The organism is Pseudoduganella sp. HUAS MS19 (assembly GCF_053615455.1).
In genome coordinates, this window is the sequence record NZ_CM132133.1 from 2962745 (window position 1) to 2981988 (window position 19244).

20 protein-coding genes are annotated in these 19244 nt (G+C 64.5%); 13 read left to right on the forward strand and 7 right to left on the reverse strand.

The genetic code is table 11. From position 1 onward, the window contains the following. Nucleotides 1–42: 42 nt before the first annotated feature. Together ku and ACWBU6_RS13585 are read right to left on the reverse strand one after the other, a co-directional pair. Entirely contained in the window at nt 43–1047 is a 1005-nt protein-coding gene (gene ku, locus ACWBU6_RS13580) for a non-homologous end joining protein Ku (RefSeq protein WP_452649300.1), read from the reverse strand. A gap of 2 nt (nt 1048–1049) precedes the next feature. Further along, nucleotides 1050–2033, reverse strand: coding sequence for an SDR family oxidoreductase (locus ACWBU6_RS13585; RefSeq protein ID WP_452649301.1), 984 nt, complete (start codon nt 2031–2033; stop codon nt 1050–1052). A gap of 112 nt (nt 2034–2145) precedes the next feature. Between ACWBU6_RS13585 and ACWBU6_RS13590 the strand changes: the two genes are divergently transcribed. The 5 genes from ACWBU6_RS13590 (at nt 2146) to ureB (ending at nt 8166) form a co-directional block, all read left to right on the forward strand. Further along, on the forward strand, nt 2146–3594 hold the full coding sequence (locus ACWBU6_RS13590) for a diguanylate cyclase (RefSeq protein ID WP_452649302.1): 1449 nt from the start codon (nt 2146–2148) through the stop codon (nt 3592–3594). A gap of 111 nt (nt 3595–3705) precedes the next feature. Further along, a complete protein-coding gene (locus ACWBU6_RS13595) occupies nt 3706–4275 on the forward strand; it encodes a TetR/AcrR family transcriptional regulator (protein WP_452649303.1) in 570 nt (189 codons plus the stop codon). Beyond that, nucleotides 4275–5903, forward strand: coding sequence for a SulP family inorganic anion transporter (locus tag ACWBU6_RS13600; RefSeq protein ID WP_452649304.1), 1629 nt, complete (start codon nt 4275–4277; stop codon nt 5901–5903). Before ACWBU6_RS13595 ends, ACWBU6_RS13600 begins: the two co-directional genes overlap by 1 nt. A 172-nt stretch (nt 5904–6075) precedes the next feature. Then, a complete protein-coding gene (locus ACWBU6_RS13605; protein ID WP_452649305.1) occupies nt 6076–7824 on the forward strand; it encodes a DUF885 domain-containing protein in 1749 nt (582 codons plus the stop codon). Nucleotides 7825–7893: 69 nt separating this feature from the next. Next, nucleotides 7894–8166 (forward strand): urease subunit beta, encoded by a 273-nt coding sequence (gene ureB, locus ACWBU6_RS13610; protein WP_452649306.1) that lies wholly within the window; start codon nt 7894–7896, stop codon nt 8164–8166. Here ureB and ACWBU6_RS13615 read toward each other — a convergent pair. Continuing rightward, a complete protein-coding gene (locus ACWBU6_RS13615) occupies nt 8144–8746 on the reverse strand; it encodes a 1-acyl-sn-glycerol-3-phosphate acyltransferase (RefSeq protein ID WP_452649307.1) in 603 nt (200 codons plus the stop codon). The two genes, ureB and ACWBU6_RS13615, sit on opposite strands and share 23 nt — an antisense overlap. A 109-nt stretch (nt 8747–8855) precedes the next feature. Here ACWBU6_RS13615 and ACWBU6_RS13620 point away from each other — a divergent pair, with 109 nt between their 5' ends. From ACWBU6_RS13620 to ACWBU6_RS13650, 7 genes are all read left to right on the forward strand, one after another. Continuing rightward, nucleotides 8856–10199, forward strand: coding sequence for a sigma 54-interacting transcriptional regulator (locus ACWBU6_RS13620; RefSeq protein ID WP_452649308.1), 1344 nt, complete (start codon nt 8856–8858; stop codon nt 10197–10199). 254 nt (nt 10200–10453) lie between these two features. Beyond that, nucleotides 10454–12250 (forward strand): hypothetical protein, encoded by a 1797-nt coding sequence (locus tag ACWBU6_RS13625; protein ID WP_452649309.1) that lies wholly within the window; start codon nt 10454–10456, stop codon nt 12248–12250. A gap of 34 nt (nt 12251–12284) precedes the next feature. Then, nucleotides 12285–12683 (forward strand): hypothetical protein, encoded by a 399-nt coding sequence (locus tag ACWBU6_RS13630; RefSeq protein WP_452649310.1) that lies wholly within the window; start codon nt 12285–12287, stop codon nt 12681–12683. Beyond that, complete coding sequence (locus ACWBU6_RS13635; protein WP_452649311.1) at nt 12680–13348, forward strand: C39 family peptidase; 669 nt, start codon at nt 12680–12682, stop codon at nt 13346–13348. Before ACWBU6_RS13630 ends, ACWBU6_RS13635 begins: the two co-directional genes overlap by 4 nt. A 12-nt stretch (nt 13349–13360) precedes the next feature. Next, nucleotides 13361–13780 (forward strand): hypothetical protein, encoded by a 420-nt coding sequence (locus ACWBU6_RS13640; RefSeq protein ID WP_452649312.1) that lies wholly within the window; start codon nt 13361–13363, stop codon nt 13778–13780. A 10-nt stretch (nt 13781–13790) separates the two neighbouring features. Continuing rightward, a complete protein-coding gene (locus ACWBU6_RS13645) occupies nt 13791–15098 on the forward strand; it encodes an acetate kinase (protein ID WP_452649313.1) in 1308 nt (435 codons plus the stop codon). A 52-nt stretch (nt 15099–15150) separates the two neighbouring features. Beyond that, complete coding sequence (locus ACWBU6_RS13650; protein ID WP_452649314.1) at nt 15151–16089, forward strand: MBL fold metallo-hydrolase; 939 nt, start codon at nt 15151–15153, stop codon at nt 16087–16089. Nucleotides 16090–16187: 98 nt separating this feature from the next. Here the strand turns inward: ACWBU6_RS13650 and ACWBU6_RS13655 are convergent, their stop codons facing one another. The 3 genes from ACWBU6_RS13655 to ACWBU6_RS13665 form a co-directional block, all read right to left on the reverse strand. Continuing rightward, entirely contained in the window at nt 16188–17243 is a 1056-nt protein-coding gene (locus tag ACWBU6_RS13655; protein WP_452649315.1) for an alkene reductase, read from the reverse strand. Continuing rightward, the gene (locus ACWBU6_RS13660; protein WP_452649316.1) at nt 17240–17548 is read right to left on the reverse strand and encodes an ArsR/SmtB family transcription factor; all 309 of its coding nucleotides are present in this window, start codon (nt 17546–17548) and stop codon (nt 17240–17242) included. Before ACWBU6_RS13660 ends, ACWBU6_RS13655 begins: the two co-directional genes overlap by 4 nt. Before the next feature lie 80 nt (nt 17549–17628). Further along, a complete protein-coding gene (locus ACWBU6_RS13665; RefSeq protein WP_452649317.1) occupies nt 17629–17988 on the reverse strand; it encodes a DUF1304 domain-containing protein in 360 nt (119 codons plus the stop codon). A 124-nt stretch (nt 17989–18112) separates the two neighbouring features. On the opposite strand from ACWBU6_RS13665, the gene sugE reads away from it, so the two are divergent. Then, entirely contained in the window at nt 18113–18433 is a 321-nt protein-coding gene (sugE, locus tag ACWBU6_RS13670; RefSeq protein WP_452649318.1) for a quaternary ammonium compound efflux SMR transporter SugE, read from the forward strand. Here the strand turns inward: sugE and ACWBU6_RS13675 are convergent. Beyond that, nucleotides 18430–19218: a substrate-binding periplasmic protein gene (locus tag ACWBU6_RS13675; RefSeq protein ID WP_452649319.1), complete on the reverse strand. Its 789-nt coding sequence runs from the start codon at nt 19216–19218 to the stop codon at nt 18430–18432. The two genes, sugE and ACWBU6_RS13675, sit on opposite strands and share 4 nt — an antisense overlap. Nucleotides 19219–19244 lie beyond the last annotated feature (26 nt).

Sequence of the window (19244 nt, forward strand, 5' to 3'; positions counted from 1 at the left end):
TCTGACCCTGATATTCGTTGGGCGCTGACTTGCGGACTTGATTCAGGCGGCTTTGCGGCGCGTGCTGGTCGATTTGGCGCTGGATTTTGCCGCACTCGTGCGCTTGGTGGCAGGCTTGCTTGTCGATGTGGCCGAGCGTGACGAGGTCGTGCGGGTCTTGCTGGCGCTGGCGCCCGATCCGGTGCTGCGGCGGGCACGCGGGGCGCGTGGTGCTTCTTCCTCGTCTTCCTCCATTTCGTCGGCAGTGGTGGCTGCGGCTTTGCCCTTGGCGCCAAGGCTTTGCTTGAGCAGCGCCACCAGGTCCACCACGTTGCTGGCCTTCGGCACCGGCGATTCGTCGGAGGGAGCGGTAATCGTGTGGGTCTGTCCAGCCTTCACTTTTTTCTCAACCAGCTTGAGCACGTCTTCGCGATAGGTATCGTGGTATTCCTTGGGATTCCACTTTTCGCTCATGTCTTCCACCAGCGACAAGGCCATCTTCAGTTCCTTGTCGGTCAGGCCTGAATCGCCCGGCAGCTTGAGGTCGTCCGGATTCCTGATCTCGGTTGCATAGCGCAGCGTATTCATGATGATGCCGTCGCCAACGGAAACCAGAGCGCACAAATGCTGGCGGGTGCGGATCACCACCGTCGCGATGGCAATCCTGCCTGCCTTGTTCAGCGTTTCGCGCAACAGGGCGTAAACCTTGTCGCCGCCGCGGCCGGGCGAGAGGTAATACGGCGTTTCGTAGAAGGTCAGCGGCACCGAATCCGCATCGACAAAGGCCATGATGTCGATGGTCTGCGTCGCCTTCGGGTTCGCCAAGCGCAAGTCCTCGTCGCTCAGCACCACGTACTCGCCGTCCGAATACTCATAGCCTTTGACGATATTGTCCCAGGTGACCTCCTTGCCGGTGCCCTTGTTATAGCGTTTGAAACCGATCGGCGAGAAGTCGCGCTTGTCCAGCATGGTCAAGTCCAGGTCGTGCGATTCCACGGCCTTGTGCAGTTCCACCGGAATGTGCACCAGGCCGAAACTGATTGCGCCTTTCCATAGTGCTCGTGCCATCTTTATTCTCCAATACTTCCGGTAATCGGTAATACGATGCCGGTGATATAGCTGGCGCAGGAGGGCGCCGCCAGGAAGACGAAGGCCGGCGAGATCTCTTCCGGCTGCGCGGGCCGGTGCATATCGGTCTGCGAACCGAATTCCTTGATCTTGTCGGGTGTCTGGTCGGCCGGGTTCAGAGGCGTCCACACGGGGCCGGGGGCCACCGCATTGACGCGGATGCCTTTCTCCAGCAGGTTGGACGCGAGCGACATCGTGAATGCGTGGATGGCGCCTTTGGTGGTGGAGTAGTCCAGCAGCTTTTTCGAGCCGCGCAGGCCTACCACCGAGCCAGTGTTAAGGATCGAGCTGCCGCGTTGCATATGCGGCAGCGCGGCCTTGGCCATGTGGAAGTAGCCATAGATATTGGTCTTCATGGTCAGGTCGAAACGTTCTTCCGACAAGTCTTCCAGCGACCCGGCGTGTTCCTGGAAGGCGGCGTTGTTGACCAGAATGTCGATCTTGCCGAAGGCACGCAGCACCTCGTCGATGGCATGGCGGCAGAAGGCCGGATCGCGCACGTCGCCGGGAATCAGCAGGCAGCGCTGGCCCTCGGCCTCGATGTATTGCTTGGTTTCCTGCGCATCCTGCTGCTCCTCGGTGAGGTAGACCAGGGCGACATCGGCGCCTTCGCGGGCATACAGCACGGCTACCGCGCGGCCGATGCCAGAATCGCCGCCCGTGATCACCGCAGCCATGCCGGCGAGCTTGCCGCTTCCGCAATAATCGGGCGCCATGAATTGCGGCTTCAATTGCATCTGGTGTTCAAGCCCGGGCTTTTCCAGGTGCTGTTCAGGCAGCGGCGGCGCTGGATACTCGTGCGTGCCGGTTTGCGCCGGCTGCTTCTTTTCCTCCGCCTTTGGCTTGGCCGCGTCACGCTGGTCCTGTTCTTGCTGGACGGTGCGCTGTTCGCTGCCCGCACCAGACTTTTGCTGCGAATTCGACATGGCTTCCTCCTGTGCTCGGAAGTCCAGTATTCGCCCCGGCAACGTTGCTAACCGTGCGCTCCCACACATAATAGGGATGTTGTCGGAGTGAACTTGTGGCAAACTGAGTTACATGCCAAATGCCGCTGGCCGCCGTCATCGTACCGGCCTCTTCTTCCATCCCGATCCCGCGCGGAGCCAGGAGTTTGCAGCCGCGTGTGCCGAATCGTTCGAGCGTTTGCTGACTGCGGACAGCATAGCCAGCGCACGCTATGCGATGGCACATAACAAGATCTCTCTGCTCATCATTGACCTCGATGGCCCCGACATGACGGCCGGTAACGAACTGGCTGCCCTGGTGCGCAGCCGTGCCGGGGCCCCGGTGCTGGTGCTGTGCCCGTATTCGCGGTCCTCGACCATGGCCGAACTGATGGCGCAAGGGCCGCTGGCTTACCGTATTACGCCCATAACGCCCCAGGCCGTGTGCGACGCGGTAACCGCACTGCTGGCGCCGGCCGCCAATACCAAGGCCTCGGCCCAGCAGCACTTGCTGGACCTGGAGGCGGATCTCAATGACCTGCTGTCGCTCCAGCGCAGCTTGCAGCGTGCACTTTACGGTTCCGAAGAAATCGAACGGATGGGGGGCCGCATCTGCAGCGCGCTGTGCAGCTACCCCGGCATTTGCCACGCCGCCTTGCTGCAAGCGGTCGATGACGGGGCGCTGCGGCTGGTGGCGCAGGACGGACGCGTTGATCTCGATATCAAGGAAGTGCTGGGCGGGCGCGAGGAATTGCTGGAGGCGCCGGTGCGGCGCGGCGAGCTGGTGCTGCTTGATGCGCCATCCAAGGCCGGCGACCAGGAGCTCACGGCGATGCTGGAAGAGCAGGGCGTGCATATGCTGCTGGCCTTCCCGCTGCGCGGCGAACCGGGCGGGCCGCTGCTGGGCGCCATCAGCATGCTGTTTGACCGGCCGCTGATCATGAGCCGCGAGCATTTCAGCTGCTTCGGCTCTGCAGCGCAATTGATCAGCTTTGGCATGGTGATGGGCGATCTGCGCCACCAGAACAATGCGCTGGGCCTGGAGATCACGCAGATCACGCCGTTCGATGGTTTGACTGGCGTGTCCAACCGGCGCCAGGGCGAACAGGTGCTCGATAGCGAGATCCGGCGCGCCCGCCGCTATGCGGTGCCGCTGGCGGTGATTGCTTTCGACCTGGACGGTTTCCGTACTATTAATGAGCTACATGGCTACACGACGGGCGACCGTGCCCTGGCCGTGCTGGCCGCCACTGTGCAGTCGCGCCTGCGCAATTCGGACACGATCGCCCGCATGCGCGGCGAACAATTCATGGTCATCGCCACCCATACGGTTGCGATCGATGCGTATAAGCTGGCCGAAGAACTGCGCGAGACGATTGCCGCCACCGAACTGCCGGGCGGGGACACGGTAACAGCCAGCTTCAGCGTGGCCCAGCTCGCGCCGGACGAAGGCGCCACCGAACTGGTTGCACGGCTGGAAGCCGCGCTGCACCGCGCCAAACGGGCGGGACGCAATTGCGTGGAACTGGCCATGGCCCGCTAAAAAGACGGCGGCTTACCCTGGCAAGCCGCCGCAAAGCACGATAGATAGATGATGATCGTCATCCACGTGTGATATATTACATCCATAATAAAAATAATCAAGGAGAAGATCATGCGTGTAAGCAGGGAACAGGCGGCCCAGAACCGCGAACGCATTGTTGAGACGGCATCCCGGCTGTTCCGGGAGAAGGGCTACGATGGCATCGGCGTGGCCGACCTGATGAAAAGCGCCGGCCTGACGCATGGCGGCTTTTACGGCCATTTCGCCTCCAAGGAAGATTTGCTGGCCGAAGCGTTTGGCAAGGCGATGGAGAATTCGGCCAAACGCTGGCGCGAACTGCTGGCCGGGCAACCGGCCAATCCGCGCTCCGCACTGGCCCATATGTACCTGACTGCCAAACACCGCGACAACCCGGGCAAGGGTTGCGCGCTGGCGTCGCTCGGTCCCGATGTGTCGCGTGTCGGCCCGGACGTGCGGCATGCCATGGACGAGAGCTTCAAGGCCCAGCTCGAGGCGCTGGCGCGGGCGCTGCCGGGCGAACCGGCGCAGGCGCGGCGCGACGCCATCGCCACATATGCGGCGATGGTTGGCGCTTTGGTGCTGGCACGTTCGGTGGCGGATAAAAATCAGTCTGACGAAATCCTGTCGGCGGTACTGTCTTCGCTGGAACAGGAACGTTGATGCTGGCCTGGCTGCGAAACTACCGGCGCGCAATGCTGCCGGGCGATATCAGCGCGGGCATCGTGGTGGCGATGATGATGATCCCGCAAGGCATGGCGTATGCGCTGGTCGCCGGCTTGCCGCCGGTGACGGGCATTTACGCCAGCATCCTGCCACCCATCATTTACGCGGTGTTCGGCACCAGCATGACGCAATCGGTGGGACCGATGGCGATCGTGTCGCTGATGACGGCCGCGATTATCGGCCCGATGGCAACTGCCGGTTCCGGCCTGTACTCGGTGCTGGCGGCGCAACTGGCGCTGGTGGCGGGCGCGGTGCTGCTCCTGTGCGGCCTGCTGCGTCTTGGCTTCCTGGCCAATTTCTTCTCGCGTCCGGTCATGAGCGGCTTTACGGTCGGTTCCGCGCTGGTGATTGCATGGGGCCAGATCAAGCCTTTGCTGGGTGCCGAACCGCCGCACTGGCACGCGCCGAGCGCCGCGATGGGATTCGGCTCCATGCTGTTGCTGGTGCTGGCCCGCAGCCATCTTGCGCGCTTGCTGCGCGCCCTCGGCATGAAACAGGCGTGGGCCGACATGGCAGCGCGCCTGGCGCCGATGCTGGTCGTGATGCTTGGCCTGGCGCTGGTCCAGCTGCTCGGGCTGGAAGCGATGGGGGTGAAAACCACCGGCGATGTGCCGGGCGGCCTGCCGCAACTGAACCTGGCCATGTCGCCGGCGCATTGGCAGCAACTGGTGCAGCCTGGCCTGCTGGTGGGCTTCGTGATCTTCATCATGAGCATGTCGGCGGCGCAGTCGCTGGCGCTGAAGCGCAATGAAAAGCTGGTCAGCAACCATGAACTGATTGGCCTGGGTGCTGCCAATGTGGGCAGCATGCTGTCCGGCGCGTTCCCGGTCACGGGCAGCATGTCGCGCTCCGCAGTGAATTTTGCGGCCGGTGCGCAGACGCCGCTGGCCAGCATCATCACGGCCGGCTTGCTGGCCGTGGCGCTGGTGGCGCCGACCCGCTGGCTGGCCTTGCTGCCCATGCCGGTGCTGGCGGCGACCATCATCGTCGCCGTGCTTGGCATGCTGGAACTGGACACCCTGCGCACCGCCTGGCGCTACGACCGCGGCGATGCGCTGGCCTGGTTTGCCAGTGCTGCCGGCGTGATTGCGCTGGGGGTGGAGGCGGGCGTGCTGGTGGGCGTCGCGCTGTCGATGGGGACCCTGATCTGGCGCGCCAGCCGGCCGCATATCGCGGTGCTGGGCCGCATTGCCGGCAGCGAGCATTTCCGCAATATCGAACGCTATCCGGCCGAAACGCGCCCGGAACTGCTGGCATTGCGCATCGATGCCAACCTGTTCTTCGGCAATGTCGAGGCGGTGCAGGAGCGCATCGAGGATGAACTGCGCAGCCATCCGACCGCGCGCAACCTGGTGCTGGTGATGACAGCGGTCAGTTCGATCGATACGTCGGCGCTGTTCGCCTTGTCGGAATTGAACCAGAACCTCAAGCGGCGCGGCATCGGCTTCCACCTTGCCGAGGTCAAGGGGCCGGTGATGGACCGCCTGCGCCAGTCCGACCTGCTGCAAACGCTGAACGGCGAAGTTTTCCTCAGCATCGACATCGCCGACAAAAAGTTGCAGTAGCTGCTGGGCCGGGCATGATCGCTCCATGGGCGCCATATGTGGGCGCCGCCGCTTCGGTTGAATCCACGCGCGGCCTGATACGTTTCTGCACAATCCCGCCATTGACGCCGCCGGGCCTTTGGCCGTAAGGTACACTCCCGGAACCGTTACCAACCTGAGCTTCGGGAGCACCATGAAACAGATTGTCGCAGCACTCGCCATCGCAGCAGCCTTCAGTTCTCCATCCTTTGCAGCAGCCAAACCCGGTAGTGCCGACGCCCGTTTCGCCGCCATCCACAAGGCGGAGTGGAAGTGGCGCCTGCAGCAACGTCTGGAAGACGACGAGGACGATGTGCGCGGCGTCGAGAGCCGCCTGCCGGACGTCAGTCTTGCGGTGCAGATGCAGCGCCAGAAGAAATGGGAGGAGACGCTGCGCCAACTCGAAAGCATCAAGCCGGAACAGCTTTCGAACAAGGAGCGCATCAACTACCAGGTGTACCGCGCGCAGATCGCCGCGCTGCTGGATAACCAGCGCTTCCGCGAGTACGAAAAGCCGCTGAATGCCGACTCTTCGTTCTGGGGCAACCTGGCAGGGGAGGCGCGCAAGTCCTTCCGCACGGTGGAAGACTACCGCAACTACGTGGCGCAGCTGAACGACGTGCCGCGCTACTTCAGCGAAGAAATCACGAATATGCGCGCCGGCCTGGCGCGCGGCTTCACGCCGCCGAAGATCACGCTCGAAGGCCGCGACAAGTCGATCACCTCGGTCACGGAAGCGAAGCCCGAAGATGTGGTGTTCTTCAAGCCGTTCAAGGAAATGCCGAACGTGATCCCGGCTGCCGAACAGGAAGCCTTGAGGGCGGAAGGCCTGAAGGCGATCCGCGAAAAAGTGGTGCCGGCCCACGCCGCGCTGCTGAAATTCATGCGCGAGGAGTACGTCCCGAAGGCGAAGGAGGCGCTGGCCGCCGAGAGCTACCCGGACGGCAAGGCGTATTACCAGTCGAAGATTGTCGAATTCACGACCACCAGCCTGAGCGCCGACCAGATCCACCAGATCGGCCTGGACGAGATGGCCAAGATCCGCGCCGAGATGCATGAGGTGATGAAACAGGTAGGCTTCAAGGGCGACTTGCCGGCCTTCCTGCAGTTCCTGCGCACCGATCCGCAGTTTTATGCCAAGACGCCGGAAGAACTGCTGATGCGCGCGGCGTGGATCGCCAAGAAGTTCGATGGCAAGGTGGCCGACTACTTCGGCCGCCTGCCGCGCAGCCGTTTTGCCATCATCCCGGTGGCGCCGGAGATCGCACCGTTCTACACCTCCGGCCGCGGCGGTCCTGGCGGGTACTGGGTCAACACCTATAACCTGCCGGCGCGTCCACTGTACTCGCTGCCCGCATTGACGCTGCATGAATCGGCGCCGGGCCACGCCTTCCAAATGCCGATCGCGCTGGAGCAGAAGGGCCGCCCGCCGTTCCGCAATGCCTATATCTCCGCGTACGGCGAAGGCTGGGCCTTGTATTCCGAGCGCCTGGGGACCGAGATGGGCATCTACGAAACCCCGTATGAAGTGTTCGGCATGCTGAGCTACCAGGCCTGGCGCGCATCGCGCCTGGTGGTGGACACCGGCGTGCACGCCAAGGGCTGGACCCGCGAACAGGCGCAGAAGTACCTGATGGAGAACACCGCGCTGTCCTCGCATGAGGTGATGACCGAGGTGGACCGCTATATCTCCTGGCCGGGCCAGGCGCTGTCCTACTACCTGGGCGAGATGGCGATCTTCGAAGCGCGCAAGAAGGCGGAGAAGGCGCTGGGCAGCAAATTCGATATCCGCGCCTTCCATGACACCGTCCTGGAACTGGGCTCGGTGCCGCTGCCGGTGCTGCACGCGCGCATCGATGAATTCATCGCCGGTGGCGGCAAGAGCCCATATCCGCAGGAATAAGCGCACCTGTGTGGTGCATTGCTTTATGCTGGTGCAAAAATAGTGAGAGAATCACTTGAAATTACTGGCATGAGTCTTGCAGATATAGGTCATATGACTGATCGCACTACACTGACCGTAACCAACCAGGGGAACCGTCCAATCCAGGTCGGCTCCCATTTCCACTTTTTCGAAGTCGATTCGGCGCTGCAGTTCGAGCGCTGGAAGGCGTATGGCATGCGGCTCGATATCGCGCCGGGGACGGCGCTGCGCTTCGAGCCGGGCAAGGCGCAGACCATTACGCTGGTGCGCCTCGAGGGGGATGCGGAGGTGTCGGGCTTCAGCGCTGGCGCAAGACGATAGGCGCCATCAGTTCCGGATGCTTGCCGAGGTGGCCGTCGAAGCCGGCGCGAATGGCCGCCATGTCCTGTTCCTCGTCGCCCGTCATCCAGAGGTGGTCGACCAGGCCCAGGGTCTTGTTCGGGTAGTCGATGTAGACCAGCACCAGCGGCACTTTGGCGGCCAGGGCCAGCTGGTAGAAGCCGCTCTTCCAGTAAGGCTTGTAGCCGCGCGTGCCTTCCGGCGTGATGCCGACCCAGTACCAGTCTTCCTTCATCATGGCATCGGCCTGGGCCTGGATCAGGCCTTGCGGCGCGCTGCGGTCGACCGGCGCGCCGCCGAGGTAATAGAACCAGCGGCCCAGCAGCGGAATCTTGAACAGGCTGTGCTTGGCCAGCCAGCGGAAGGGCAGGTCCAGCGCCCATTTGCCGAGCAGCCCGATGATGAAATCCCAGTTCGAGGTATGGGGATACACCACGGCGATGCCGCGCGGCTCGGGCAGCGGCTTGAACCTCATCTGCCAGCCGAATGCATGCAACAGGCGTAAGGCGACGCGCTGCTTTAGTGTTGGCAGTTTGTCCGCCTCTAGCTTATATTGATCCATGCCTTCCCCATTGTGTTATTGCCACCATTGAGAGTTTGTAACTCTTGGTGCTGAAAATTTGTGCGGCGGTATTCTATCCCGCCGGTCCCCGGGGCAGCAAGGTGAAATTATGACAAGGCAAGTCTTGTGCGTCGCTGCGACAACGGCAGCGTTGCCGGCGGCTTTGCTTGCCGCCGACCAAACGTTCGACGTCTGCCACGTGGCCGGCCTGGCCGAGGCAGCGGCGGCCTTGCGCGAACAGCACTTCCCGGTTGGCTTGCTGGTACTGGATGGCTGGAGTGGTCCGCTTACCGAGCTCGACCATTTCCTGCGCCGGCACAGCCGGCCGCGCTGGGTCGCCATTTTCCTGCCCCAGGCCCTGGAACAGGCGTCGTTCCGCCAAATCGTGCACGACCATTGCGTTGATTTCCATACCTGGCCGCTGGACGCGGAGCGCCTCAGCCATACCCTGGGACATGCCCTGGGCTTGGCGGCGCTTGCCGAGCTGGGCCAATTGCCGCAAGAATGCCAGGCGATGCGGCTGACCGGGCGCAGCGCGGCCATTACGCTGCTGCGCCAGCAGATACTGAAAGTAGCGGGCGCCGATGCGCCCGTGCTGATCTGGGGCGAAAGCGGCACCGGCAAGGAGCTGGTGGCGCGCGCGATACATGAACATTCAGGCCGTGGCGCGGGCCCGTTCGTGCCCATCAATTGCGGCGCCATCCCGGCCTCGCTGGTGCAATCGGAACTGTTCGGCTATGAGAAGGGCGCGTTTACCGGCGCCGGCCCCGGCAAATGCGGGCTGATCGAATCGGCCAGCGGCGGTTCGATTTTCCTCGACGAGATTGGCGACCTGCCGCTGGAACTGCAGGCCAACCTGCTGCGTTTCCTGCAGGAGAAAACCATTTACCGCGTGGGCGGGACGCGCAGCGTGCCGGTCGATGCGCGCGTGATCGCGGCATCGCACGTCAAGCTGGGCGATGCGGTCGAGCGCGGCCTTTTCCGCGAAGACCTGTTCTACCGGCTCAATGTGCTGACCTTGCAGGTGCCGGCCTTGCGCGAGCGGCGCGACGATGTAGTGCCCTTGGCGGAGGAAGTCTTCCACAGCTATGCGACCGAACGTGCGCGCCGCGTGCGCGGCTTCAGCAACAGCGCGTTGCGCGCGCTGCGGGCCCATGACTGGCCGGGCAATGTGCGCGAGCTGCTGAACCGCGTACGGCGCGCCGCCGTCATGGCCGATGGCGCCCTGATCCAGCCCAACGACCTCGAACTGGACGGCATGGACAGTGCCGCTGCCGGCGAAGACCTCGATAGCGCCCGCGCCAGCGCGGAACGGTCAGCACTGCAAGGGCGCATCGATGCCGGCCACAGCATCACGTCGGTGGCGCGCGAACTCGGCGTGTCACGGATGACGTTGTATCGCCTGATGGCAAAGCACGGCATCCAGCGTCCGGTGCGCCGCAGCGAAGACTGAGGCGCGAACAGCCGCGTAACAAAGATGTGACATTGTCACACGTCCGTTCTCTCCTATGGTGGAAGGCACGTCGCCTTCAGCGGCCTGTCACAGTTGCGTGACAAAGTGGCCTCCTTCTTGCACGCCACTTGCTGCGCCGCCGCACCAAAGTCGAGCAATTTCAACAGCTTAGGGAAGGTGGCATCAAGCTTGCGATACCGGTTCAGGCCCCAGTATTGCGGGCGCTTGAAGAACCCGACATCAGCGAGGACGAGATGAAGAAAACTTTGCTTGCAGCAGCCATCGCGCTGGCGATGGGCAGTGCATTCGCGCAGGAGACACCACCGCCGAACGTGAACCAGGCAGGACCGGGCGCCCAGGCCAACGACAATTCCACGGCCACCCAGGACAGCAGCCAGGCCAACGCCAACAACAACAGTACCGGCGCCGCCGATGCCGCGGCCGCAGGGGCCGCGGCGGCCAATAACGGCGCCACCGCGACATCGTCGATGACCAATGCCTTCAATACTTCGACCGCGACCGCGGTCAGCACCCTGACCGGCACCGTCACCAACAACACCATCAACAATATCGGTAACGTGGCCAGCAATGGCGGCAGCGCCAATGGCGGCGCAGGTGCCGGTGCCCTGGCCGGCGGCGCCGTGGGCGGCAATGCCAGCAGCACTGGCGGCGCCGGCGGCATGTCCAGCGGCGGCGCCGGTGCGACCGGTGCAGCCGGCGGCGTGGCCTTCAATGGCAGCGCCCTGGGCGGCAACGGCAGCGGCGGCGGCGGTTCGGGCGGGACGGCGATGGCCGGCGCAGGAACCGGCGGCACGACGGGCGCTGGCGGCGTCGCTGCCGGCGCCGCGAGCGGTCGCGGCGGCGATGGTGCGCGCGGCGGTGAAGGCGGCGCCGGCGGCGCCGGCGGCATCGTCGTGGCAGGCGCCGGCGGTGCCGGTGGCGCAGGCGGTGCGGCAGCCGGCGGCGCCGGCGGCCTGGTTGGTGCTGCCGGCAGCGGCGCGGGTGGTGCCACTGGCGCTGCGACCGGTGCCCGCGGCGGCGACGGCGGCGCGACCGGTGCAGCCGGCGGCGGTGCGGGCGGTGCAGGCGGGGCCGGCGGCGCCGCAGGCGCCGGCGGCATGGCGGGCGCCACCGGCAGTGTAGCGACTGGCGCTGCCACTTCCACGCAGGCGTCGACCGGCGGCGGGGCGGCAAGCGGCAGCGCGGGTGCCAGCAATACCGCCTCGATCGGCAGCGGCGGAACCGAGCCGCTGGCGGTGCCTGCCATGGGGGACCAGAACGGCACGGGCGGCACCACCGGCTCGGCTGACGCCCGTTCTGCCAATACCGGCAATGCGTCGACGTCGGGCGCAGGCACCAGTGGCGCCGGTGGAACCGGCGGTGCCGGCGGCACTGGCGGTGCCGGCGCGGCGGGCGGCAGCGGCGCCTCGGCAAGCAATACCGCCGGCAATGGCGCTGCCGGCGGCAGTAATACCTCGGGTGCCGGCGGCGGCAGCGGCGCGGTGGCGGCCAACGGTGGCGCCGGTGCATCGGGCACGGGCGGCGCCGGCGGCGGCGGCGCGGCTGGCGGTGGCGGCACCAGCACCGGTGGCGCAGGTGCGGCGGGCGGCGCGGGCGGCAATGGCGGCTCCAGCGGCCTGGCCAGCAATACTGCCGGTTCGAGCGGCGCCGCCGGCGGCGGCACCGGCGGTGCGGCGACCGGCGGCAGTGGCACCGGCGCGGCGGGCACCGGTGGTGCGGCGAGCAATGGCAACGCCACGGCTGGCGACGGCGGCGACGGCGGTGCCGGCGGCGGTGGCAATGTGGCCGGTGCGGGCGGCGATGGCGGCACCAATACCGCGGGCGCGGCGACCGGCGGCAACGCCACCGGCGGCAACGGCGGGGCAGGCGGCACCAATAACGTCACTGCCGGCACCTTCGACATGTCGAACACCATGAGCGGCGTCGGCCAGTCGGCCGCCGGCATCATGGTGATCAGCCAGAACAACGGCATGTCTTCGCTGGTGCAGCAGAGCGTGAATGTGCAGGCCAACCTGGCCGTGGGCAAGTGAGCCGCGCAGCATCATGCGAAGCTTAGGCAGGCCAGTGCAAGTCCTGGCCCTGTGCGCTGCATTGGCGCCGGGCCTGGCGGCGGCGTCCCCGTGGACGGGCGCGCTGCCGCTTGGCCCGCTGCTTGCCGCTGCGGGCCCATCCCCGCCCGGACTGCAGTCTGCGTTGCAAGCGGCGCCTATGGCGGCCGGCAACGAGCGCCCCGCGCAGGATGAGCGCCTGGCACAGATGCGCGGCGGCAGCGAAGCGCCGTGGAGCGATATGAAGCTGGCCGGTACCGTGGCGAACAACAGCGCGGTGAACGTCGTCACCGGCGCCAATATCGTGACCGACGGTGCGTTCAGCAACGCCTCGGGAATGCCGATGGTGATCCAGAATTCCGGCGCCAACGTGCTGATCCAGAATGCAACCATCGTTAACGTGCAGATCAAATGAGAGGCCTCATCAGCGTTCTGGCATTGCTGCCGGCATTTGCCGCGCAGGCCGCCGACTTTTCAGCCGGCGGCGCCAGTTTTGTGCTGCCGGTGACCAGCTTGAAGGAGGCACGCTTCCGCACGACGGTGCGGCAACAATACGATTTCAGTTGTGGCTCGGCAGCGTTGGCGACCCTGCTTAGCCACCACTACGATTTTCCGGTCACGGAGCAGGAGATTTTCCGTGACATGTTCGTGCGCGGCGACCAGCTGCGTATCCGGCGTGAAGGTTTTTCATTGCTGGACATGAAGCGCTACCTGGCTATGCGCGGCTTTACGGCGGACGGCTTCGAGCAGCCGCTGGACAAACTGGCGCAGGCCGGAATGCCGGCGATCGTGCTGGTGGCCGAGAATGGCTATCGCCACTTCGTCGTGATCAAGGGCGTGCAGGACGACCGGGTGCTGCTTGGCGATCCGGCCGGCGGCACGCGCGCCTTGTCGCGCCGGGGCTTTGAAGCAATCTGGCAAAACCGCCTGTTGTTCGTGATCCATGGCCGGCCGGGCAGGGCGCGCTTCAATGAAACGATGGACTGGCGCGTGGCGCCGCGGGCACTGCTGTCGGAAGGCATCGTGCGCGACAGCCTGCGCGACGTGACAGTGCCGAAGCTGGGCGCCAGCGATTTTTGAAGGGAGGACAACATGAAGCGGGAAGTCGGGGCTGCGGCCGGCGCGTTGCTGATGCTGGCAATACCCGCCTGGGCGCAGGGCCCCCCCGGGGACTGGGCCCCGGCGCCGGATGCCGTGCTCGACGCGGCGCGTGGCGGTTTCGAGCACGGCAGCTTTGTGCTGGCGGCCCTTGGTGTGGAGCGCACGGTCGAAGTGAACGGGGTGGTGGTGGCGCGCAATCGTGTCGAACTGGCCGATGTGGCGCGGCTGGCGAATACGCCGGAGGCCGGCGCCGCGCTGGCGCCGATGCTGGTGCAGAACAATACGAATGGGCAGTTGATCCGCAGCCTGACCACCATCGACCTCACCGTCAACGCGCTGTCGACACTGAAAAGCATGAACCTGGAGGGCAACCTGCGCCAGGCATTATCGAACGCCATTGTGCCCCGCTAGGGAGGGAGCGATGCTTTCAAAGAATTTCGCGGCCGGGATGCTGGTGCTCGCGAGCCAGGCGGCCTGGGCGCAAGTCCCGGCGGAACAGCGCAGCAATGCCGAGCTGGCAGCTGAGCTGACCGAGTTGAAGCAGGCGTTGGCCGAGCAGAGGATGCTGCTGGAGGACTTGCGGCGGCAGGTGGCGGAGGAACGGCTGGCATCGGCGCGCGGCACCGGTGGCGCCGGGGTGGGCGCGGGCGCTGCGCAAAGCCAGCCGCAGCCCAGCGTGCCGCCGCCCGGGCCGGCGCCACATCCAGCGGCGCCCGCTGCCCCGCAGCAGCCGGCGCTGGCGGTCGGCCAGCCGCCGAAACGCGACGCCGGGCCGCCGCAGGTGGCGCCGATCTTTGAAAGCCCCGGGGTGCTGACCGGGCGCGGCAAGTTTGTGCTCGAGCCTGCCTTCCAGTTCGGCTATTCGTCCAGCAACCGCGTGGCGCTGGTGGGCTATACCATCATACCGGCCTTGCTGATCGGCCTGATCGATGTACGCGAGGTGAAGCGGAATACCAGTACCGCCACCCTGAGCGGCCGCTATGGCTTGAGCAACCGCACCGAGCTTGAACTGCGCCTGCCTTACATCTATCGTTCCGACTCCACCGTCAGCCGGGAAGTATTCACCGGCGCCGCAGTAGAGAGGGTATTCGATGTCAGCGGGCGCGCCCTGGGCGATGCCGAACTGTCGCTGCGGCACCAGCTCAATGACGGCGGCGCCGAAAAGCCGTACTACGTGGCAGGCCTGCGCTTCAAGAGCCGCACCGGGCGCGATCCGTTTGATGTCGTCACCGATTGCGTGCGGCGCTGCCTGGGCGAGAACGCGACAGGCACCGGCCTGCCGCTGGAACTGCCCACCGGTTCCGGCTTTTACGCGCTGCAGCCGAGCCTGACCTGGCTCTATCCGACCGATCCGGCAGTGTTGTTTGGCAGCGTCAGCTATTTGCACAACTTCCAGCGCAAGAACCTGAGCCGGCTGGTGCTGGACGGCGAGCGCGAGCCGCTTGGCACTGTCAAGCCCGGTGCCGTCATCGGCATCAATTTCGGCGTCGGCCTGGCGCTTAACGAAAAGGCCTCGCTCAGTTTCGGCTACGACCACAGCTCGATTGCCCGCACCCGGCAAAATGGCGTGCCCGCGCCAGGTTCGGTGCGTACGCAACTGGGCACCTTGCTGGTCGGCTTTTCCTATCGCCTGGACCCGAAACGGACGGTCAATGTTTCGGTAGGAGCAGGGCTGACGCGCGACACGCCGGATGTCTCTTTGATGCTACGCGTACCGACGAGCATGTAGTTGCTGTTTACGCTAATCTAGCGTTTTGGCAACTAACAAGAGGGGAGATCGCATGATCCTGACAAAGCTCGCCGTACCGTTTGCATTCGCCGCCATTGCGGGCGTTGCCCAGGCTTCCGCGCCGATGGTCAAGACCCAGGCGCCTGGCTATTACCGCATGAATGTGGGCGACATTGAAGTTACCGTGCTGAGCGACGGCACGGTCGACCTGCCGATGGACAAGCTGCTGCACCAGAAACCGGAAAAAACGGCCAAGGCGCTCGAGCACCACTTCCTGCAATCGCCGGTGGAAACTTCGGTCAATGCATTTCTGGTCAATACCGGCACGAAGCTGGTGCTGATCGATACCGGCGCCGGCGGCCTGTTCGGCCCGACACTGGGCAATATCGTGACCAGCCTGAAAGCGGCCGGCTACCAGCCGGAACAGGTTGACGAGATCTACATCTCCCACTTGCACGGCGACCACGTCGGCGGCCTGGGCGCACTGGACAAACCGGCTTTCCCGAATGCCGTGGTGCGCATGGACAAACGCGATGCGGACTATTTCCTGAGCAAGGCGAACCTGGACAACGCCGGCCCTGATGCGAAGGGGAATTTCCAGGGGCCGATCAATGCGGTGTCGGGTTACGCGGGCAAGGTCAAGCCCTTTGACGGCAACACCGAACTGGTGCCGGGCGTGCGTTCGACTTCCAGTTATGGGCATACGCCGGGCCATACCACTTATGTGGTGGAGAGCAAGGGCCAGAAGCTGGTGCTGATTGGCGACCTGATGCACAACGCGGCAGTGCAGTTCCCTGATCCGGGCGTGACCATTCAGTTCGACAGCGATTCCAAGGCGGCACTGGCGCAGCGCAAGGCAGCCTTTGCCGAGGCGGCGAAGCAGGGCTACTGGATGGGGGCGTCGCATTTGCCGTTCCCGGGCGTGGGACATTTGCGCGCCGAGGGGAAGGGCTATAAGTTCTTCCCGGTGAATTATTCGGCGAACCGTTAAACCGCTAAGGCGGTGTCTGACCCGCAGGGCCAGACACCGATGCGCGGCTGTCGCAGGCTGGTATCTGACCCTGTGGGTCGGATAGCGGGTTACCGGTTTCAGGCCAGCGCCGGATAGTCGGTATACCCCTCAGCTGTCGGCGCGTAGAACAACTCCGGACGCTGCGCATTCAGCGCGGCCCCTGTCTGCAGGCGGTGCGGCAGGTCTGGATTCGCAATGAAATCCTTGCCCCACGCAATCGCATCCGCTCGGCCCTCAGCCAATGCTGCCTGCGCACCGGCCACATCAAATTTCTCATTGGCGATATAGATCCCGCCAAACTCACGCTTTAGCAACGGACCCAGCGAATCGTCGCCAACCGCCTCGCGCGCAGCGATGAACGCAATACCACGCTTGCCCAGTTCGCGTGCCACATAGCCGAAAGTTTCCGCCGGCGTCGAATCGCCCATGTCATGCGCATCGCGGCGCGGGGCCAGGTGCATGCCGACGCGCTCGGCACCCCAGACGCCGATCACGGCATCGGTCACTTCCAGCATCAGGCGCGCCCGGTTCTCAATGCTGCCGCCATATTCGTCCGTGCGCTGGTTGGTCGAATCCTGCAGGAACTGATCGAGCAGGTAGCCGTTGGCGCCATGGATTTCCACGCCGTCGAAGCCGGCTTTCCTGGCATTTTCAGCGCCCTTGCGGTACGCCTCGACCACACCGGCGATTTCCGCTGTGTCGAGTGCGCGCGGAACGGCGTAAGGGCGGGGAGGACGCAGCAGACTCACATTGCCTTTGGCGGCGATTGCACTAGGCGCGACAGGCGCCTGGCCAGCCAGCAGGCTAGGGTCGGAGATGCGGCCGACATGCCACAGTTGCAGCACGATCTTGCCGCCTTTCGCGTGCACCGCTTCGGTAACCAGCTTCCAGCCTTCAACCTGTTCGTCGGACCAGATGCCCGGGGTGTTTTCATAGCCCACGCCCTGCGGGGTAACAGAGGTCGCTTCGCTGATGATCAGGCCAGCGCTGGAACGCTGGGCGTAGTACTCGGCCATCAAGGCATTTGGCACGCGCTTGCCGCCGACGGCGCGCGAGCGGGTGAGGGGCGCCATGACGACGCGGTTTTTCAAGGTCAGGGCGCCAATGGTGACGGGGTCGAACAGGGTGCTCATAAGGTATTCCTCTCATGCTCAATGAATTGCAGGATGACCTCCTCATTGCGCTTGAAGAAATTCCACTGGCCGACCCGCTGCACTGTCACCAGGCCCGCCTTTTGCAAGATGGTGAGGTGGCCGGAGACGGTCGATTGCGACAAGCCGGTCTGCTTGTCGATCATGCCCGCGCAGACGCCCAGCGACAGCGGCGCGATCTGCTCGCTGAACCAGGCCTCCGGCTCTTTCAGCCAGGACAGGATCTGGCGCCGGACCGGATTTGCCAGGGCCTTATGGATTGCATCAATGTCAATAGAGTGGGTCATATTTCGGTGTTTCGCGATAAGTATATCGGAAAATCCCGATACTAATATCGGAGCATGACGATGAAATTCAAGGCTTGATTTTATGCCAAGCGATACAGCCCCAGTGCCAGGATGGCCGGCACGGTCTGGACGAAGATGATGCGCTTGCTGACGGTCAGGCCGCCCCAGACGCCCGCCACGGCCACGCACAACAAGCCATAAGTGATGAAAGCGGAACGCACCGCCGGCTCACCGTGCAGCAATCCGACCGCCAGCGCCGCCACCAGGAAGCCGTTATAGCAGCCCTGGTTCGACATGGCCGGCTTGACGATGGCCGCCTTCTCCGCCGACAGGCCAAACACGCGGCGGCCGCGGGTGTCGAAGAAGACGGTTTCCAGCAGGACGATATAGACGTGGATCAGCAGGACGATGGCGACGGCGATCTGCGCGAACAGCAGCATTGGGGAGCTCCCTGAAAGTTTGGAGTGCCAATGATATACTGTCGGCCTTCTCCCGCGGGGACGACCTCGCCGCAAGAACAGGGAGCCAGGCGGGGACGACCCCGTCATGACTTGGGAGAGCATCATGCATTGGATCGTCCTGTTACTCGCCGGCCTGTTGGAAGTCGTCTGGGCTGTCGGACTCAAATACACCGAAGGTTTCACCCGGCTGGTGCCAAGTGCCGTGACGCTGGCCGCCATGGCCGGCAGCGTGGTCCTGCTCGGGCTGGCGCTGCGCTCGCTGCCGCTGGGGACTGCTTACGCGATCTGGACCGGCATCGGCACCGTGGGCACCGTCATCTGGGGCATCATGATGCTGAATGAGCCGGCCAGCATGGCGCGGCTGGTGTGCATCGCCATGATCGTGCTGGGTATCGCAGGCCTGAAAATCTTGTCGCCGCATTAATTGTTGCGCGTGCCAACTCCGGATTCGTCGGACCAGCGCGCGTAGATGCGCGCCAGCTCGCCGCTATCGTTCAGCTTCTTGACCGCGGCGGCCAGCATCGGCACAGCCTGCGGCGGCGCCTTCTTGCTCACCCAAAGGAACATCGAATCCTCTTTCAGTACAGCCGGCATCAGCTTGACCTGACCCTGCAGGCCCATTTCGCGGATCAGCCAGTGCAGCGTCAGTTCGTTCATGTAAAAGTAGCGTACATGCCCGGCCAGGATTTTCTTCAGGTTGGTGACGTTGCTGCCCGTGCTGTCGTCGACGGTGATGCCGCGTTCGCGCAACTGGTCGATGTACGCCGCGCCGCGCGACGTGGTGACCAGCGGATTCAAGCGCGCCAGGTCGTCCAGGGAGTTGATTTCGGCGGTGTCGTTTGCCGCGGCGGCCAGGCGCTGGCGCGAGATGTAGAGGGGCTGTGGGATGGCGAAGGCAATATGGCGGCGCAATGGCGTGGAAACCAGGGCGCAGGCGATATCGGCTTTGCCAAGGCGCAGGTTCTGTTCGATCACCAGTACCGAGCGGATGTCTTCCAGCCCGGTGAAGCGGAGCCGCGGCTCGATGCGGGAAATGGCGGCAAGAATATCGGGACAAACCCCGCTGGACGGCTGGCCGTCCCGCTGGACCCATTTGGGCGGCAGGCTTTCCTGGCCGGTGACGCGCAATACCAGGTCGCTGGCGGCTGTCGCAAAAGGCAGGGCCGCAAGCAGGATCGCGCCGAGCGCGGTAAGTGGGAATATGTTCATATTATTGACCCCTTACCGCGATTGTA

Bases quoted from the DNA above. Each gene is read 5' to 3' on its own strand.
- ku (WP_452649300.1), bottom strand. From the start codon at position 1,047: ATGGCACGAGCACTATGGAAAGGCGCAATCAGTTTCGGCCTGGTGCAC.
- ACWBU6_RS13585 (WP_452649301.1), bottom strand. From the start codon at position 2,033: ATGTCGAATTCGCAGCAAAAGTCTGGTGCGGGCAGCGAACAGCGCACC.
- ACWBU6_RS13590 (WP_452649302.1), top strand. From the start codon at position 2,146: ATGCCAAATGCCGCTGGCCGCCGTCATCGTACCGGCCTCTTCTTCCAT.
- ACWBU6_RS13595 (WP_452649303.1), top strand. From the start codon at position 3,706: ATGCGTGTAAGCAGGGAACAGGCGGCCCAGAACCGCGAACGCATTGTT.
- ACWBU6_RS13600 (WP_452649304.1), top strand. From the start codon at position 4,275: ATGCTGGCCTGGCTGCGAAACTACCGGCGCGCAATGCTGCCGGGCGAT.
- ACWBU6_RS13605 (WP_452649305.1), top strand. From the start codon at position 6,076: ATGAAACAGATTGTCGCAGCACTCGCCATCGCAGCAGCCTTCAGTTCT.
- ureB (WP_452649306.1), top strand. From the start codon at position 7,894: ATGAGTCTTGCAGATATAGGTCATATGACTGATCGCACTACACTGACC.
- ACWBU6_RS13615 (WP_452649307.1), bottom strand. From the start codon at position 8,746: ATGGATCAATATAAGCTAGAGGCGGACAAACTGCCAACACTAAAGCAG.
- ACWBU6_RS13620 (WP_452649308.1), top strand. From the start codon at position 8,856: ATGACAAGGCAAGTCTTGTGCGTCGCTGCGACAACGGCAGCGTTGCCG.
- ACWBU6_RS13625 (WP_452649309.1), top strand. From the start codon at position 10,454: ATGAAGAAAACTTTGCTTGCAGCAGCCATCGCGCTGGCGATGGGCAGT.
- ACWBU6_RS13635 (WP_452649311.1), top strand. From the start codon at position 12,680: ATGAGAGGCCTCATCAGCGTTCTGGCATTGCTGCCGGCATTTGCCGCG.
- ACWBU6_RS13640 (WP_452649312.1), top strand. From the start codon at position 13,361: ATGAAGCGGGAAGTCGGGGCTGCGGCCGGCGCGTTGCTGATGCTGGCA.
- ACWBU6_RS13645 (WP_452649313.1), top strand. From the start codon at position 13,791: ATGCTTTCAAAGAATTTCGCGGCCGGGATGCTGGTGCTCGCGAGCCAG.
- ACWBU6_RS13650 (WP_452649314.1), top strand. From the start codon at position 15,151: ATGATCCTGACAAAGCTCGCCGTACCGTTTGCATTCGCCGCCATTGCG.
- ACWBU6_RS13655 (WP_452649315.1), bottom strand. From the start codon at position 17,243: ATGAGCACCCTGTTCGACCCCGTCACCATTGGCGCCCTGACCTTGAAA.
- ACWBU6_RS13660 (WP_452649316.1), bottom strand. From the start codon at position 17,548: ATGACCCACTCTATTGACATTGATGCAATCCATAAGGCCCTGGCAAAT.
- ACWBU6_RS13665 (WP_452649317.1), bottom strand. From the start codon at position 17,988: ATGCTGCTGTTCGCGCAGATCGCCGTCGCCATCGTCCTGCTGATCCAC.
- sugE (WP_452649318.1), top strand. From the start codon at position 18,113: ATGCATTGGATCGTCCTGTTACTCGCCGGCCTGTTGGAAGTCGTCTGG.
- ACWBU6_RS13675 (WP_452649319.1), bottom strand. From the start codon at position 19,218: ATGAACATATTCCCACTTACCGCGCTCGGCGCGATCCTGCTTGCGGCC.